General features: G+C 71.8%; 13 protein-coding genes. 6 read left to right on the top strand and 7 right to left on the bottom strand.

What is annotated here, in order from left to right:
* Positions 1 to 5: 5 nt before the first annotated feature.
* Complete coding sequence (locus AB0C38_RS39000; protein WP_360683042.1) at positions 6 to 1,700, bottom strand: SDR family oxidoreductase; 1,695 nt, start codon at positions 1,698 to 1,700, stop codon at positions 6 to 8.
* A 242-nt stretch (positions 1,701 to 1,942) separates the two neighbouring features.
* Between AB0C38_RS39000 and AB0C38_RS38995 the strand changes: the two genes are divergently transcribed.
* The 5 genes from AB0C38_RS38995 (at position 1,943) to AB0C38_RS38975 (ending at position 6,922) form a co-directional block, all read left to right on the top strand.
* A complete protein-coding gene (locus AB0C38_RS38995) occupies positions 1,943 to 2,782 on the top strand; it encodes an ABC transporter ATP-binding protein (RefSeq protein WP_360682904.1) in 840 nt (279 codons plus the stop codon).
* Complete coding sequence (locus AB0C38_RS38990) at positions 2,779 to 3,588, top strand: ABC transporter permease (RefSeq protein WP_360682902.1); 810 nt, start codon at positions 2,779 to 2,781, stop codon at positions 3,586 to 3,588. The genes AB0C38_RS38995 and AB0C38_RS38990 overlap by 4 nt, the downstream gene beginning before the upstream one ends.
* Positions 3,585 to 4,742: a sensor histidine kinase gene (locus tag AB0C38_RS38985; RefSeq protein ID WP_360683040.1), complete on the top strand. Its 1,158-nt coding sequence runs from the start codon at positions 3,585 to 3,587 to the stop codon at positions 4,740 to 4,742. Before AB0C38_RS38990 ends, AB0C38_RS38985 begins: the two co-directional genes overlap by 4 nt.
* On the top strand, positions 4,739 to 5,359 hold the full coding sequence (locus AB0C38_RS38980; protein ID WP_360682900.1) for a response regulator transcription factor: 621 nt from the start codon (positions 4,739 to 4,741) through the stop codon (positions 5,357 to 5,359). Before AB0C38_RS38985 ends, AB0C38_RS38980 begins: the two co-directional genes overlap by 4 nt.
* A gap of 222 nt (positions 5,360 to 5,581) precedes the next feature.
* The gene (locus AB0C38_RS38975; protein WP_360682898.1) at positions 5,582 to 6,922 is read left to right on the top strand and encodes a serine hydrolase domain-containing protein; all 1,341 of its coding nucleotides are present in this window, start codon (positions 5,582 to 5,584) and stop codon (positions 6,920 to 6,922) included.
* Between the two features lie 46 nt (positions 6,923 to 6,968).
* On the opposite strand, the gene AB0C38_RS38970 is transcribed toward AB0C38_RS38975, so the two are convergent.
* The gene (locus tag AB0C38_RS38970; protein WP_360682896.1) at positions 6,969 to 7,286 is read right to left on the bottom strand and encodes a hypothetical protein; all 318 of its coding nucleotides are present in this window, start codon (positions 7,284 to 7,286) and stop codon (positions 6,969 to 6,971) included.
* A gap of 200 nt (positions 7,287 to 7,486) precedes the next feature.
* Between AB0C38_RS38970 and serC the strand changes: the two genes are divergently transcribed.
* Complete coding sequence (gene serC, locus AB0C38_RS38965; RefSeq protein WP_360682894.1) at positions 7,487 to 8,611, top strand: phosphoserine transaminase; 1,125 nt, start codon at positions 7,487 to 7,489, stop codon at positions 8,609 to 8,611.
* Positions 8,612 to 8,619: 8 nt separating this feature from the next.
* Here the strand turns inward: serC and AB0C38_RS38960 are convergent, their stop codons facing one another.
* The 5 genes from AB0C38_RS38960 to AB0C38_RS38940 form a co-directional block, all read right to left on the bottom strand.
* Complete coding sequence (locus tag AB0C38_RS38960; RefSeq protein ID WP_360682892.1) at positions 8,620 to 9,870, bottom strand: glycosyltransferase 87 family protein; 1,251 nt, start codon at positions 9,868 to 9,870, stop codon at positions 8,620 to 8,622.
* 220 nt (positions 9,871 to 10,090) lie between these two features.
* Entirely contained in the window at positions 10,091 to 11,296 is a 1,206-nt protein-coding gene (locus tag AB0C38_RS38955) for an ABC transporter permease (RefSeq protein ID WP_360682890.1), read from the bottom strand.
* A complete protein-coding gene (locus tag AB0C38_RS38950; RefSeq protein WP_360682888.1) occupies positions 11,293 to 11,979 on the bottom strand; it encodes an ABC transporter ATP-binding protein in 687 nt (228 codons plus the stop codon). The genes AB0C38_RS38955 and AB0C38_RS38950 overlap by 4 nt, the downstream gene beginning before the upstream one ends.
* Entirely contained in the window at positions 11,976 to 13,070 is a 1,095-nt protein-coding gene (locus tag AB0C38_RS38945; RefSeq protein WP_360682886.1) for a peptidoglycan-binding protein, read from the bottom strand. The genes AB0C38_RS38950 and AB0C38_RS38945 overlap by 4 nt, the downstream gene beginning before the upstream one ends.
* Positions 13,067 to 13,606: a hypothetical protein gene (locus AB0C38_RS38940; RefSeq protein ID WP_360682884.1), complete on the bottom strand. Its 540-nt coding sequence runs from the start codon at positions 13,604 to 13,606 to the stop codon at positions 13,067 to 13,069. Before AB0C38_RS38940 ends, AB0C38_RS38945 begins: the two co-directional genes overlap by 4 nt.
* Between the last annotated feature and the right edge of the window lie 45 nt (positions 13,607 to 13,651).

Below are 13,651 nucleotides of genomic sequence, written 5' to 3'. Positions count from 1 at the left end.
CCGGCTCACGGCGTCAGGTCCAGTTTCGCCGCCTGACGCAGCAGCCCCGGCGTCAGTCGCGAAAGGACCAGCGCGACCTTGGCTTCCGGAGTGGACGGTGCGATCGCGGTGTCCTTCTCCACCGCTCGCAGGATGTCCTTGGCGACGCCTTCCGGACCGAAACCCCGTCGCGCGTACAGCTTCGAGCTCTGCTGCTGACGCCGTCGCTGCTCCTCATCGGACACTCCGACGAAACGCGTTGTGTTCGTGATGTTCGTCTTCACGATGCCCGGGCACACCGCCGTGACGCCGATGTGGTGCTCGGCCAGCTCGGCCCGCAGGCAGACGCTCAACGTCAGCACCGCGGACTTCGTCGTGGCGTAGGCGGTGAGGATCTTCGACGGCAGGTAGGCGGCGGCCGAAGCGAGGTTGACGATCTGGCCGCCTTCGGCGCGTTCGGCGAGCATCGGCGCGAAGGCGCGGCAGCCGTGGATCACGCCCCAGAGGTTGACGTCGATGACGCGTTCCCAGTCTTCGACGGACGTGTCGAGGAACGGGCCGGACATCCCGATCCCGGCGTTGTTGACCACGATGTCCGGGACGCCGTGGTGCTCGCGGACGTCTTCGGCGAAGCGGTGCACGGCGGCACCGTCGCTGGAGTCCACTGTGTACTCAGCGACCCCGTGGTCCTCCAGGAGCTTCAGGGTTTCCGCGGCAGCCGCCGGGTCGATGTCGGTGATGACGACGTCCGCGCCTTCGGCGGCGAAGGCGAGCGCGGTGGCCCGGCCGATCCCGCTGCCGGCGCCGGTGACGACGACCAGCTGGTGCTCGAACCGTCCGGTTCCCACCCGCGACTTCTTCAGCGCTCGGCTCTCGGCGCCGGTCTCGACGTACTCGATCAGCTCGGCGGCGGCGCCCGCGACCACCTTCGGCCTGGCGCGGGTCACCCAGTGCGTCCCGACGACCGGGCGGACCCGCAGGTCCGGCACCCAGCGCGCGACCTCGGTCTGCAGCGGCGTGGTGACGTAGGCGTCGCCGGTCGGGGCCAGGACCTGCACCGGGACGTCGGCGGCGCGCGGTGTCGGCCGGGACAGGCGGGTGAACATGTTGGCGCGGTAAAGCTCGAGGCCGTGGATACCGTCGCTCTTGTCCGGTTTCGCGGCGTCGGGCTCCATGCGCTGGATCTGCGCACCCAGCAGGCCGGTGCGCCAGAGCAGCTGCGGGACGAGCGGGATCTGGAACGCGAGGATGTACCACGAGTGCAGGAACTGGCTCAGGGCGTTCTTGAGCCGCTTCGGCGTCGGGCGGGTGAGCTGCGCGCGGAACCAGGCGCCGGCGTGGTCGAGGCTCGGGCCGGAGATCGACGTGTAGGAGGCGATCCGGCCGCGCAGGCCGTCACCGGTCACGGCGTACCAGGCCTGGATCGAGCCCCAGTCGTGGGCGACGAGGTGGACCTTGCCGTGTGGCTTCACCTCGTCGACGACCGCCCGGAGGTCGTCGGCCAGCTGGTCCAGCCGGTAGGACGCGCGTCCCGCCGGCTTGTCCGACTGTCCGGCCCCGCGGACGTCGTAGGTGACGACGCGGTGGCGCGGCTTCAGCTCGGCGGCCACCCCGCCCCACATCGAGCTGTTGTCGGGGTAGCCGTGCACGAGCACGACCGTCGGCCCGTCTTCGCGGCCTTCGATGGTGACCGAGAGGCGGACACCGTCACTGGCGGTCACCCACTTGTGAGACATTCTGTCATGTTAGACAACTTGTCAACAGTGCGGTTCACCCGCGCGGCGGCTGGCGGCCCGAAGTTGTTCATGCATCGGGCGGGTTTTTGCTTGTATGACAGCGTTTTTGTGGTTCCACGGGAAACCGAGCGCGGCGGCGGCTGACGACTCTGTCCACCGAACGATGGACAGCCGGATTCAGCTGAGCGTCGCTCCCGTTCGCCGTCTCGAGCGAGCAAGCTTCTCCCATGACCACAGCAGTGAGCGTGCGCGGCCTGCGCAAGCAGTACCCCGGTCACCTCGCGGTGGCCGGGCTCGACCTGGACATCGCCCGGGGCGAGGTCTTCTCCCTGCTCGGCCCGAACGGCGCCGGGAAGACGACGACCGTCGAGATCCTCGAAGGCCACCGGCAGCGGACCGCCGGCGAGGTCACCGTCCTCGGCGAGGACCCCGGCAAGGCCGGGCGCGCCTGGCGCTCGCGCATCGGCATCGTCCTGCAGACCGCCAACGACGCCGCCGAGCTGAGCGTCGCCGAAACCGTGCGGCACTTCGCCAAGTACTACCCGGACCCACGCGATCCGGACGAGGTGATCGAGAAGGTCGGGCTCGCCGAGAAGGCCAAGGCGCGGGTCAAGTCGCTCTCCGGCGGGCAGCGGCGGCGCGTCGACGTGGCGCTGGGGATCATCGGCCGGCCCGAGCTGCTCTTCCTCGACGAGCCGACCACCGGCTTCGACCCCGAAGCGCGGCGGCACTTCTGGACGCTGATCAGCGAGCTCGCCGCCGAGGGCACGACCATCCTGCTCACCACCCACTACCTCGACGAGGCCGAAGCGCTCGCCGACCGCGTCGCGGTGATCGCGCGCGGTGAGATCGTCGCGCAGGACACCCCGCAGAACCTGGGTGGCCGCGCCGCCGCCGAGGCCACCGTGCGGTGGACCGACGAGCGTGGTGCGCACGTCGAGCGCACCGCGTACCCGACCAAGCTCGTCACCGAGCTCTCCGCTGGGGGTAGAGAGCTCGCCGGACTGACCGTGACCCGGCCGAGCCTGGAGGACATCTACCTGGACCTGATCGGAGACAAGGCATGACCACGCTCGCCCTCCCCGGCCCGCTGACGCTGGGGCTCGCCCGCGGCGGCACCGAGCTGCGGCAGTTCTTCCGGCACCGGGAACAGGTGGTCTTCACCTTCTCCCTGCCCGCCGTCCTGATGATCCTGCTCGGGTCCATCCTGGACGGTCCGACGGCGCTGGCGGGCGTCACGTCCGGGCAGCTGCTGGCGGCCGGGATGATCGGCTCCGGCATCGTGTCGACGTCGTTCAACAGCATCGCGACCGGTGTCTCGGCCGACCGGGAAACCGGGGCGCTCAAACGCCTTCGCGGCACGCCGATGCCGTCGTCGTCCTACTTCATCGGCAAGATGGTGCTGGTCGCGGTGTCCAGCCTGGCCCAGACCGTGCTGATGGCCGCGGTCGCCGTGCTGCTGTTCGGGCTGAAGCTGCCCACCGCGCCGGAGAAGTGGCTGACGCTGCTGTGGGTGTTCGCGCTCGGCATCGTCTCGTGCACGCTGCTCGGCATCGCGCTCAGCTCGCTCGCGAAGTCGACCACCGGCGCGGTCGCCGTGGTGCAGATGTTGTACCTGGTGCTGCAGTTCATCTCCGGCGTGTTCGTCACGCCGATCACGAACCTGCCGAAGATCATGGTGGACATCGCGTCGTTCTTCCCGCTCAAATGGATCTGCCAGGGTTTCCGGTCGGTGTTCCTGCCGGACGGCGCGGTCGGAATGGAGATGGCTGGTTCATGGGAACTCCCGCGGGTGGCGCTGGTGCTGGGGATCTGGTGCGTGGTGGGCGCGGTGCTGGCGCGGCTGAGCTTCCGGTGGACCGACACGAAGTGAAGGACGCCTGGGACCGGTTCAACTGGCTCTGGGAGATCCTCTTCGCGGTGGCGTACGTGGCCACGATGACGCTGGTGCTGCTGGACGAAACGGATCCGGTTCGCAGCGTCGTCGCGGTCGGGGCACTGACGGCCCTCTCGCTGACCTACCTGCTATGGGGACGGCGGGTGGTGCGCGACGACGGGCACCTGAAGCAGCGGTGGACGCTCGCCCTGGTGGTCGTCGCACTGGTCGCGGTCGCGATGTTCGCCAACACGACGGCCAGCTTCATCCTGTTCATGGTGTGCCCGCTGCTGTTCTCGACGCTCGAGTTCCGCCCGGCCGCGGTGCTCACCACGCTGGCGATCCTGCTGAGCCCGCTGTCCGCGATCGCCGTGGACGGGCTGCGGGGCCCGGCGCTGCACATCCTGCTGCCGATGACCGCGATCCTCGTGGTGTTCGGGATCCTGTCCGGCAAGTTCATCCTGCACGTAATCGAGGAGAGCCGGGCGCGGGCGGACCTCATCGACCGGCTCGAGGCGAGCCAGGCCGAGGTCGCCCGCCTCTCCCGGGAGGCGGGCACGGCGACCGAGCGCGAGCGGCTCGCCCGGGAGATCCACGACACGCTGGCCCAGGGGTTCACCAGCATCGTCACGCTCGCCGAAGCCATCAAGTCCGAATTGGACACCGACCCGGCGGCGGCGCGCCGGCACGTCGAGCTGGCCGCCCGCACGGCGCGGGAGAACCTCGCCGAGGCCCGGACGATGGTCGCCGCGCTGGCCCCGGACGACCTCTCGGCCGGGTCCCTCGTGGACGCCGTCCGCCGCCAGGCCGGCCGGCTCGCCGACGAGACAGGCGTGTCGGTCAAGTACGAAGTGGACGATGCGCTCCCGGCGATCGGCATGGCGGGCGAAGTGGTTCTGCTGCGCGGTGCGCAAGAAGCGTTGAACAACGTCCGGCGGCACGCGGCGGCGTCGTCGGTGTCGGTGCGGCTGTCCGTTGTGGACGATGCGGTGCGGCTGTCCGTCCGGGACGACGGCGCCGGCTTCGACCCGGACGGCGTCAGCGGCTTCGGCCTGCGCGGCATGCGGTCCCGCGCCGAGCAGGTGGGTGGCACACTGAGCGTCCGGAGTGGCCCGAGCGGCACCGAACTCACCCTGGAGGTGCCGGCTTGATCCGCATCATGCTCGTCGACGACCACCCGGTCGTCCGCGAAGGCCTCCGGGGCATGCTCGAAGCCGAACCCGACCTGACGGTGGTCGGCGAAGCGGGCTCGGGCGACGAAGCCGTCGCGCTCGACCGCGTCGCGCTGCCGGACGTCGTGCTGATGGACCTGCGGATGCCCGGGCTGGACGGCGTCGGCGCGACCAAGCGGATCCTGCGCGAGCAGCCGGGGCGGCGGATCGTGGTGCTGACGACGTACGAGACGGACGCCGACATCCTGCGCGCGGTCGAGGCGGGGGCGTCGGGCTACCTGCTGAAGGACGCGTCGCGCACGGAGCTGGCGAACGCGATCCGCGCGGCGTCGCGCGGGGAGACGGTGCTGGCGCCGTCGGTGGCCGGGAAGCTGGTCAACCGGGTGCGCAACCCGGAGCCGCAGCCGCTGTCGGCCCGGGAGGTGGAGGTGCTGCGCCTGGTCGCGACGGGCGGGACGAACGCCGACATCGGCCGGGCCCTGCACATCAGCGAGGCCACGGTGAAGACGCACCTGCTGCGGGTGTTCGGCAAGCTCGGCGTGTCGGACCGCACGGCCGCGGTGACGACGGCGATGTCGAGAAACCTGCTCGGCTGACCCGGGTTCTCCGTGTCCGGGAGGTCGACTCGCGTGATCAGGAAGCCGACACGCGTGATCGAGGAGTCGACACGGCGGCGGACCGGCCCAGCGCCGTGTCGACCCTTCAATCACGCGAGTCGACCCTTCAATCACGCGTGTCGACCCTTTGCGCACGCCGGGCGAGTGTGAGGTCTGGCGAAGAGTCCTGCTCCGCCGGCCGAAGCGCGGCAGAATGCCCCCATGCTTGAGTCGACCGAACACGCCCTGCTCCGCCGGATCGCCCACGAGCAGGCCGCCTGCCGCGCGCCCTCGCTCGTCGCCGCCGTCGTGCGGGACGGCGAGATCGTCTGGTCCGGGAGCCGCGGGCGCGTCGGGGACCGGCCGCCCGGCACCGACACCCAGTACCGGCTGGGCTCGATCACCAAGACGCTCGTCGCCACCGCCGTCATGCGGCTGCGCGACGAAGGCCTGCTCGACCTCAACGACCCGCTCGAGCAGCACGTCCCGGGCACGCCCTTCGGCACCGCCACCGTCGCGCAGCTGCTGTCGCACACCTCCGGCCTGACCTCCGAGTCGCCCGGCCTCTGGTGGGAACGCACCCCCGGCGCCGACTGGGACGCGCTCGCCGGGAGCCTCGCCGAGGGCGCGACCAAGCACCGGCCGGGCGCGAAGTTCCACTACTCGAACGTCGGCTACGGCGTGCTCGGCGAGCTCGTCTCGCGCCACCGCGGCAAGGGCTGGCTCTCCGTGCTCGACGAGGAGATCCTCGGCCCGCTCGGGATGACCCGCACGACCCCGCACCCGGTCGGCGCGCACGCCGACGGCTTCGCCGTGCACCCCTTCGCCGACGTCCTCCTGCCGGAGCCGAGCCCGGACGCCGGCGCGATGGCCCCCGCCGGGCAGCTGTGGTCCACCGCCACCGACCTCGCCCGCTGGACGGCGTTCCTCGGCGGCCACGGCGGCGGCGTGCTCGCGCCGGAGACCATCGAGCTGATGCGGACGATGGTCACCGTCGACGACACCGACGTCTGGACGACCGGGTTCGGCCTCGGCCTGATGCTCGTGCGCTACCAGGGCCGGCGCCTCGCCGGGCACACCGGCTCGATGCCCGGCTTCCTCGCCGTCACGCTGGTCGACCCGGTCGCGCAGACCGGCGCGCTCGTGCTCACCAACTCGACGTCCGGGGTCGGCATCACCCAGCTCTGCCTGGACCTGATCACGATGACCGACGAGCTGGAGCCGCGCCTGCCCGCCGAGTGGCAGCCGTCGGCCGCCGACCCCGCGCTGCTCGCCCTCACCGGGCTCTGGCACTGGGGTCCGACGCCGTACCACCTGCGTGTCCAGGGTGACGGGCTGCTCCTGCTGGCCCCGGCCGAAGGTGCCGGGCGCAGCTCGCGGTTCCGCCCCACCGGCCGGGACACCTACCTCGGCCTCGACGGCTACTACGCCGGCGAGACGCTCGAAGTGGGCCGGGACGCCGACGGCGTCGCCACGCACCTCGACCTCGCGACGTTCATCTTCACCCGCACGCCGTACGACCCGGCCGCGCCGGTCCCGGGCGGTGTCGAGGGCTGGCGCTGATCCGCCGGGCCCCGCTCACACCCCCAGGGTGGTGGTGAGCGGGGCCCTAAGCCAGCGCGGCGGTACCGGCCGAGAAGGCGACGGCGGACGCGAACCGGGTGGCGATGCGCTTGCCCTCGCCCCAGTCGAAGACTCCGAACTTGAGGTTCGTCATGATCGTGAGCGTCGAGCCTCCGGAGGCCGGCGCCACGGTGGCGGTGATCTCCTGGCCCCAGCTCAGCAGGCTCATCCCGGTCCGGAACGACACGAACCCGCGTTGCGAGTCGTAGAACGGGCCCTGCCCGCCGATCGCCGCGACCCCGGCGGGGAGCGCGTTCCACAACGCCTCGGCCGGCGCCGGGAAACTCTGCTGCACAGTCTTCATGACCGGCAGCAAACCAGCGGCCGGCACCGGCCGGGAACCGTGTTTTTACCCCCACGGCCCGCCACGAGAAGCCGCCGGTCGGACCAGCCGCCTAGAGTCGAGCGGGGGCGTCCCGGTGCCCGGAACAGCCGTCGTTCCACATACCGGACGTTCCAGAACCACCTTCACCAGCCGCATCCCGACCTGAGAGACTGGCCCACATGACCGACGCTGAGTTGACCATCCCCGCAGACCTCAAGCCGGCCGACGGCCGCTTCGGCTGCGGACCGTCGAAGGTCCGCGCCGAGCAGCTGAGCGCCCTGGCGGAGTCCGGCTCCACCTACCTCGGCACGTCGCACCGGCAGAAGCCGGTCAAGTCCCTCGTCGGGCGCGTGCGGGCAGGCCTGTCCGAGCTGTTCTCCCTGCCCGAGGGCTACGAGGTGATCCTCGGCAACGGCGGCACCACGGCGTTCTGGGACGCGGCCGCGTTCGGCCTGGTCCGCGAGCGCTCGCAGCACTTCACCTACGGCGAGTTCTCCTCGAAGTTCGCCTCCGTCACGAAGGGCGCGCCGTTCCTGGCCGACCCGATCGTCGTCAAGGCCGACGCGGGCAGCGCGCCCGACATCGCCTACGAAGCCGGCGCGGACCTGGTCGGCTGGGCGCACAACGAGACGTCCACCGGCGTGGCCGTGCCGGTCCGCCGCCCCGAAGGATCCGAGGGCGCGCTCGTCGCGATCGACGCCACCTCGGGCGCCGGTGGTCTCCCGGTCAAGGCCGAGGACTTCGACGTCTACTACTTCGCGCCGCAGAAGTCGTTCGCCGCGGACGGCGGCCTGTGGATCGCGCTGGCGTCGCCGGCCGCGGTCGAGCGCATCGGCGAGATCGGCGGCGGCGACCGCTGGATCCCGGAGTTCCTGTCGCTGACCACCGCGCTGGACAACTCCCGCAAGGACCAGACGTACAACACCCCGGCCGTGGCCACGCTGTTCCTGCTCGCCGAGCAGATCGAGTGGATGAACGGCCAGGGCGGCCTCGAGTGGACGACCGCGCGCACGAAGGACTCGTCGTCGCGGCTGTACGAGTGGGCCGAGAAGACGAGCTACACCACGCCGTTCGTGAAGGACCCGGAGCTGCGCTCGCAGGTCGTCGGCACGGTGGACTTCGCCGACGAGGTCGACGCCGCCGCGGTGGCGAAGGTGCTGCGCGCCAACGGGATCGTCGACACCGAGCCGTACCGCAAGCTGGGCCGCAACCAGCTGCGCGTCGGCCTGTTCCCGGCCATCGACCCGGACGACATCACGAAGCTCACGCAGAGCATCGAGTACGTCGTCGAGCGCCTGGGCTGAGTCGGACGTCAGACGTCCGTGAAGGCCTCCTTACCGGCTCTTATGGCCGGTAAGGAGGCCTTCACGGCTTTCAGGCGGGGTGCGGCGAAGGCGGCCAGGACCAGCAGCGCGAGGCCGAAGAGCTCGTAGGACTCGGTGGCGAGCCACCAGCCCGCGGACGGCGCCGGGCGCGGGGCGAACCACATCGGCCCCCAGATGAAGAGCGTCAGGCCCGCGGCGACGACCGCGCCGGACCACCACGTCACGACGCGGTCGGTCCGCCAGGCGAGGACGCCGTAGTAGCCGGCCAGGACCAGGATCGGCACGCACCACGTCCAGTGGTGGGTCCACGAGATCGGCGACACGAGCAGGCCGCCGAGCGCGCACGCGGTCAGCGCGAGCACCGGTTCGCCCGCCCGCACGATGATGACCGCGACCAGGGCCATCACGGCGAGCGCGGCCAGCAGCCACACGATGTTCCCGGCGGTCTCCGGCAGGCCGATCCGCGTCACCAGCCCGCGCAGCGACTGGTTGCCGACGTAGTCGACGCCGCCGATCCGGCCCGCGTCGAAGACGAGCTTCGTCCAGTACGTGAAGGACGCCGACGGGCGGATCAGCCACAGCAGCGCCCCGGCCGCCACGAACCCGCCCACCACGCGCGCGGCCGACTTGAAGTCGCGGCGGAACAGGAAGTAGACGACGAAGACGGCCGGCGTCAGCTTGATCGCCGCGGCGACGCCGATGAGCAGGCCCTTCGTCCGCCGGCGGTCGCCGGGGAGCAGGACGTCGAGCACGACCAGCACCATGAGCAGGGCGTTGATCTGGCCGAAGCCGAGCGTCGAGCGCACCGGTTCGAGCAGAGCCCCGGCGAGCTGCGCGCCGATCGCGACCAGGGCGGCGGCGGCCCGGCCGTGGACCTTGGCCGGGTCGGTCAGCGAGCCGTTCAGCGTCGCGACGTAGAGGTAGGCGACGACGCCGGTCGCGACGATCGAGGCGATGCTGACCAGCTTCATCGTCACGGCGAACGGCAGCAGCGTGCCGGGCCAGAACGCGGCCGCGGCGAACGGTGTGTAGGTGAACGGCAGCAGGATCTGGTGGGTGGTCGGCACCCAGGCGTCGTACGGCGTGCCCTGTTCGGCGAGCGCCTTGGCGCCGCCGAGGTAGACCTCCAGGTCGAGGCCGTCGAACCGCTTCAGCAGGAGGACGAGCACGACGGCGGCGACCTCGAGCACCGCGAGCGACCACGCGAGTTTCCGCCCCGACCACCCAGCGACCGACACGTCTATCCCCCTCGGCAAGGCCAGGACCACCCTGGCCGGCCGAGATTACCGGGCGCGCAGCGGCAGCCGCGCACCGGCAACCGCCTTGACCTGGCGTTCACCGCCGCCCGGCCGGTGATGTTGCCCGGCCCGCCGCGCGAATGCCGGCGAGCGCAGCATCAGGTCGGCGATGCGAGGGGGAATGCCGGGTGAGGCCGACACCCGGCATTCCCCTGTCACCTCAGGCCAGCGCCTGTGTGGGCGCCAGCCGCGCCGCCCGGACCGCGGGGTATGCCCCCGCGATCGCCCCCACCAGGGCCGCCACGCCGACGCCGCCGGCCAGCGTCGCCCACGGCAGCACCGCCGGCCAGCCCTGGCTCAGCGCGTAGCCCGCGGTCACGAGCACCCCGGCCAGCACCCCCGCCAGCCCGCCGAGTCCGGACAGCAGCACCGACTCCGCCAGGAACTGCCCGCGGATCTGCCTCTTCGTCGCCCCGAGCGCGCGACGCAGGCCGATCTCGCGCCGCCGTTCCAGCACCGAGATGACCATCGTGTTGGCCACCCCGACCCCGCCCACCAGCAGCGCGACGCCGCCGAGGCCCAGGAACAGCGCGCTGTACGTCGTGTCCGTCAGCTTCTGCGCGGCCAGCGCGTCCGACGGGCGGCGCACCTCGACCTCGTTCGGCGCCTGCGGGTTCAGCGTCGCGCCCAGCACCGACCGCACACTGTCCACTTGGGACTCTTCCGCGCGCACGTACACAGTGGACGGATGGCCGTCGAACCCGAGGAGCCGCTTCGCGACGTCCCAGCCGACCAGCGCCGACCGCTCGACCTCCGGGGCCAGCGGCATCGGCGCGAGGATCCCGATCACGGTGAACCACTGCGCCCCGATCAGCACCTGCGGCGGCCGGGCCGGGTCGACGTGGTCGATCCCGAGCCGGGCCGCGGCCTGCGCGCCGAGCACCGTCACCGGGTAGTCCTGGTTCCCCGCGGCGAGAAAGGCACCGACGCGCACCTTGCCGCCGAGTACCCCCAACAGGTCCGGCTTGGCGGCGAACACCGCGAGCCCGGACGTGTCGTCCGCCGCGATCTTGTCGCTGCGCCGCACGCTCGCCGACGTGTTGCCGGTGCCGCTGGCCGCCTGCACCGGCCCGATCCGCTTGGCCATCGGGACCGCGTCGTCGGGCAGCGTCGCGTCGTCCCCGAACAGCGTCTGCCCCGGCCCGGCGGTGAGCAGGTTCGTGCCGAGCGCGGCCAGCCGGTCGTGCAGGGCCTGCGCGCCCGACGCCGGGATCGCCAGCACCGCGACCATCGCCGCGACGCCGATCGCGATGCCCAGCGCGGAAAGCACCGCGCGCACCGGCCGCGTGCGCATGCCGTGGGCGCCGAGCGCGACGACGTCCGGCGGCTTGAGCCGGGCCGGCTCCGGCAACGTCACCAAGGTCATCGCGCACCCACCAGGCCGGTGTCCAGCCGCAGGCGGCCGTCGAGCAGCTCGATCCGGCGCGGCATGCCCGCGGCGATCTCCCGGTCGTGGGTGATCACGACGATCGTGGTGCCGTCCGCGGACAGTTCGCCGAGCAGCGCGAGCACGGACGCGCCGGTGCCGGTGTCGAGGTTGCCGGTCGGCTCGTCGGCCAGCAGGATCGACGGCTCGTTGACCACCGCCCGCGCGATCGCGACGCGCTGGCGTTCCCCGCCGGACAGCTCACCGGGCCGGTGCCACGCCCGGTGCCCCAGCTTGACGCGGTCGAGCGCGGCCAGGGCCCGCTCGCGCCGCCGTCGGCGCGGCACCCCCGCGTAGAGCAGCCCGGTGCACACGTTGTCCACCGCACTCATCCCTTCGTCGAGGAAGAACTGCTGGAACACGAACCCGATCCAGCGCGACCGCAACGCGGAGACCTTGCGGTCGGGCAGCACGGCGATGTCGTGGCCGTGCAGCTCGACGCGGCCCGACGACGGCCGGTCGAGCGTGCCCATCAGGTGCAGCAGGGTCGACTTGCCGGACCCCGACGGCCCGACGATCGCCACCATCTCGCCGTCCTCGAGGGCCAGCGAGACGCCGTCGAGCGCGGCGACCCCACCGGGGTAGGAGCGCGTGACCTCGTGGACGCGCAGCACGGGCGTCACGACGTCGTCACCACCCGCATGCCCGCGGTCAGGCCGGTACCGGTGATCTCGACCTTGCCACCGCTGAAGAGTCCGGTTTGGACACCGATGAGCCGACGCTGCCCGTTCTCGTCGACCTCGACGGCGTAACCGCCCTCGGCGAGCGCGAGCAGCGCACCGACCGGGACCGCGAGCACACCGGCGTGGACGTCCTTGGTGAACCGGACGGTCGCCGGCGCCGAGTCGAGCGAGCCGGCGACGGCGGGGTCGTCGAGCCGGACGCTGACGGTGATCTTGGGCTTGCCGTCGTCCTGGCCCATGGCGTCCTTGCCCTCGACCGCGGACTTCCCGACGTCGGTGATCGTGCCCGGCGTCGTCTTCCCGTTGATCGTCACGGACGCCTTCGCGCCCTGCTGCGCGAGATCCTGCTTCGCCGCGTCGAGCTTCACCTGCACCGAGCGGACGGTGCCGGTCGTCTTGAGCACCTCGCCCTGCGCCGGCGCGCCGGGCTTGGCCGACAGCGCCGACACCCGGACTTCGCCCGCCGCGAGCACGACATCGCCCTGGCCGAACGCGCCGGTCTGCTCCAGCCCCAGCGCCTTCTGCCACTTCTTCAGCGCGGCCGCCGTCGCCGACGTGAACTTCTTGTCCGGCGTGCCGAAGCCGCCGTACCCGCACGCCTTGAGGTTCTCCTCCAGCTGCTTGACGTCGGCGCCGTCGTCCGCGCCGGCGGCGAGGTCGCGGTAGAACGGCAGCGTGCCGTAGAACAGCGGCACCGGCTTCGCGTCCACTCCGTACACCGGCTTGCAGCGGGTGATCGTGGCGCCGGCCGCCGGCAACGACGTGATCGTGCCGGGCTTGCGGCCCTGGACGGTCTCCTCGTCGCCGTAGCCGAGGGTGCCGTCGGCTTCTTCCTCCTCGCTGAGGTCGGTCTTGACGACCTCGGCGGTCTCGACCGACGGCGGCGCGGCCTCCTTGATGGGCGTCGCGCTCGACACGCGGGTCAGGATCACGACCGAGCTGGTGCCCAGCACCACGACGAGGACCGCGCCGGCGACGAACCAGCGCGTCCGGCCGCGGCGGCGCGCTTTCAGGTGGGTCACTTCGTTCACTTGCCCCCCTCGGAACTGACGCTCATGCCGAGCCCGCAGGCCTTCGCGGCGGCTTCGAACTTCTTCGGGTCGTCGCCCGGCCCGCCCATCCGCGTCGCGCCCTTGCCGGTGGGGTCGGGGTCCGGCATGTCGATGCCGTGCTCGCGCATGCACTGGGCGTCCTTGCGCATCTTGTCGAGCTCCTCGGCGCTCGGCGGCTTCATCTCGCCGCCGTTGGGCATGAGGTGCTTGCACGCGTTCTGCGCGGTGTCGAGCTTCGAGCGGTCCTTCTCGTCGCCGCCCAGCGTGATCGCCATGCCGCCGCCGTCGCCCGCGGGCTTGGGGTCGGGCATGTCGACGCCGTGCTCGCGCATGCACTTGGCGAAGTCGCGCATCTTGTCTTCGTCGCTCTTGCCGCTGGTGTCGGCGGCCGTGGGCCCGCCCGACTGCGGCGGGGTCGAGATCGAGGCGACCTTGCCGCCGTCGTCCGCCTTCGCGCCGCAGCCCCCGAGCAGCAGCGCCGCCCCGAGCGCCGCGACGACGATCCGTGTCCGCATGGCTCGCTCCTTTCGTCCGGATGGGTGCCAGGTCTACGGATCGGG

It is taken from the genome of Amycolatopsis sp. NPDC048633 (genome assembly GCF_040650695.1).
Taxonomy (GTDB): domain Bacteria; phylum Actinomycetota; class Actinomycetes; order Mycobacteriales; family Pseudonocardiaceae; genus Amycolatopsis.
Note: the sequence above shows the minus strand (reverse complement) of the source record. Positions and strands in the feature narration are given on the sequence as shown.

Excerpts from the sequence above, each read along its gene's own strand:
- AB0C38_RS38995 (WP_360682904.1), top strand. The coding sequence starts at position 1,943 with ATGACCACAGCAGTGAGCGTGCGCGGCCTGCGCAAGCAGTACCCCGGT.
- AB0C38_RS38990 (WP_360682902.1), top strand. The coding sequence starts at position 2,779 with ATGACCACGCTCGCCCTCCCCGGCCCGCTGACGCTGGGGCTCGCCCGC.
- AB0C38_RS38975 (WP_360682898.1), top strand. The coding sequence starts at position 5,582 with ATGCTTGAGTCGACCGAACACGCCCTGCTCCGCCGGATCGCCCACGAG.
- AB0C38_RS38970 (WP_360682896.1), bottom strand. The coding sequence starts at position 7,286 with ATGAAGACTGTGCAGCAGAGTTTCCCGGCGCCGGCCGAGGCGTTGTGG.
- serC (WP_360682894.1), top strand. The coding sequence starts at position 7,487 with ATGACCGACGCTGAGTTGACCATCCCCGCAGACCTCAAGCCGGCCGAC.
- AB0C38_RS38955 (WP_360682890.1), bottom strand. The coding sequence starts at position 11,296 with ATGACCTTGGTGACGTTGCCGGAGCCGGCCCGGCTCAAGCCGCCGGAC.
- AB0C38_RS38940 (WP_360682884.1), bottom strand. The coding sequence starts at position 13,606 with ATGCGGACACGGATCGTCGTCGCGGCGCTCGGGGCGGCGCTGCTGCTC.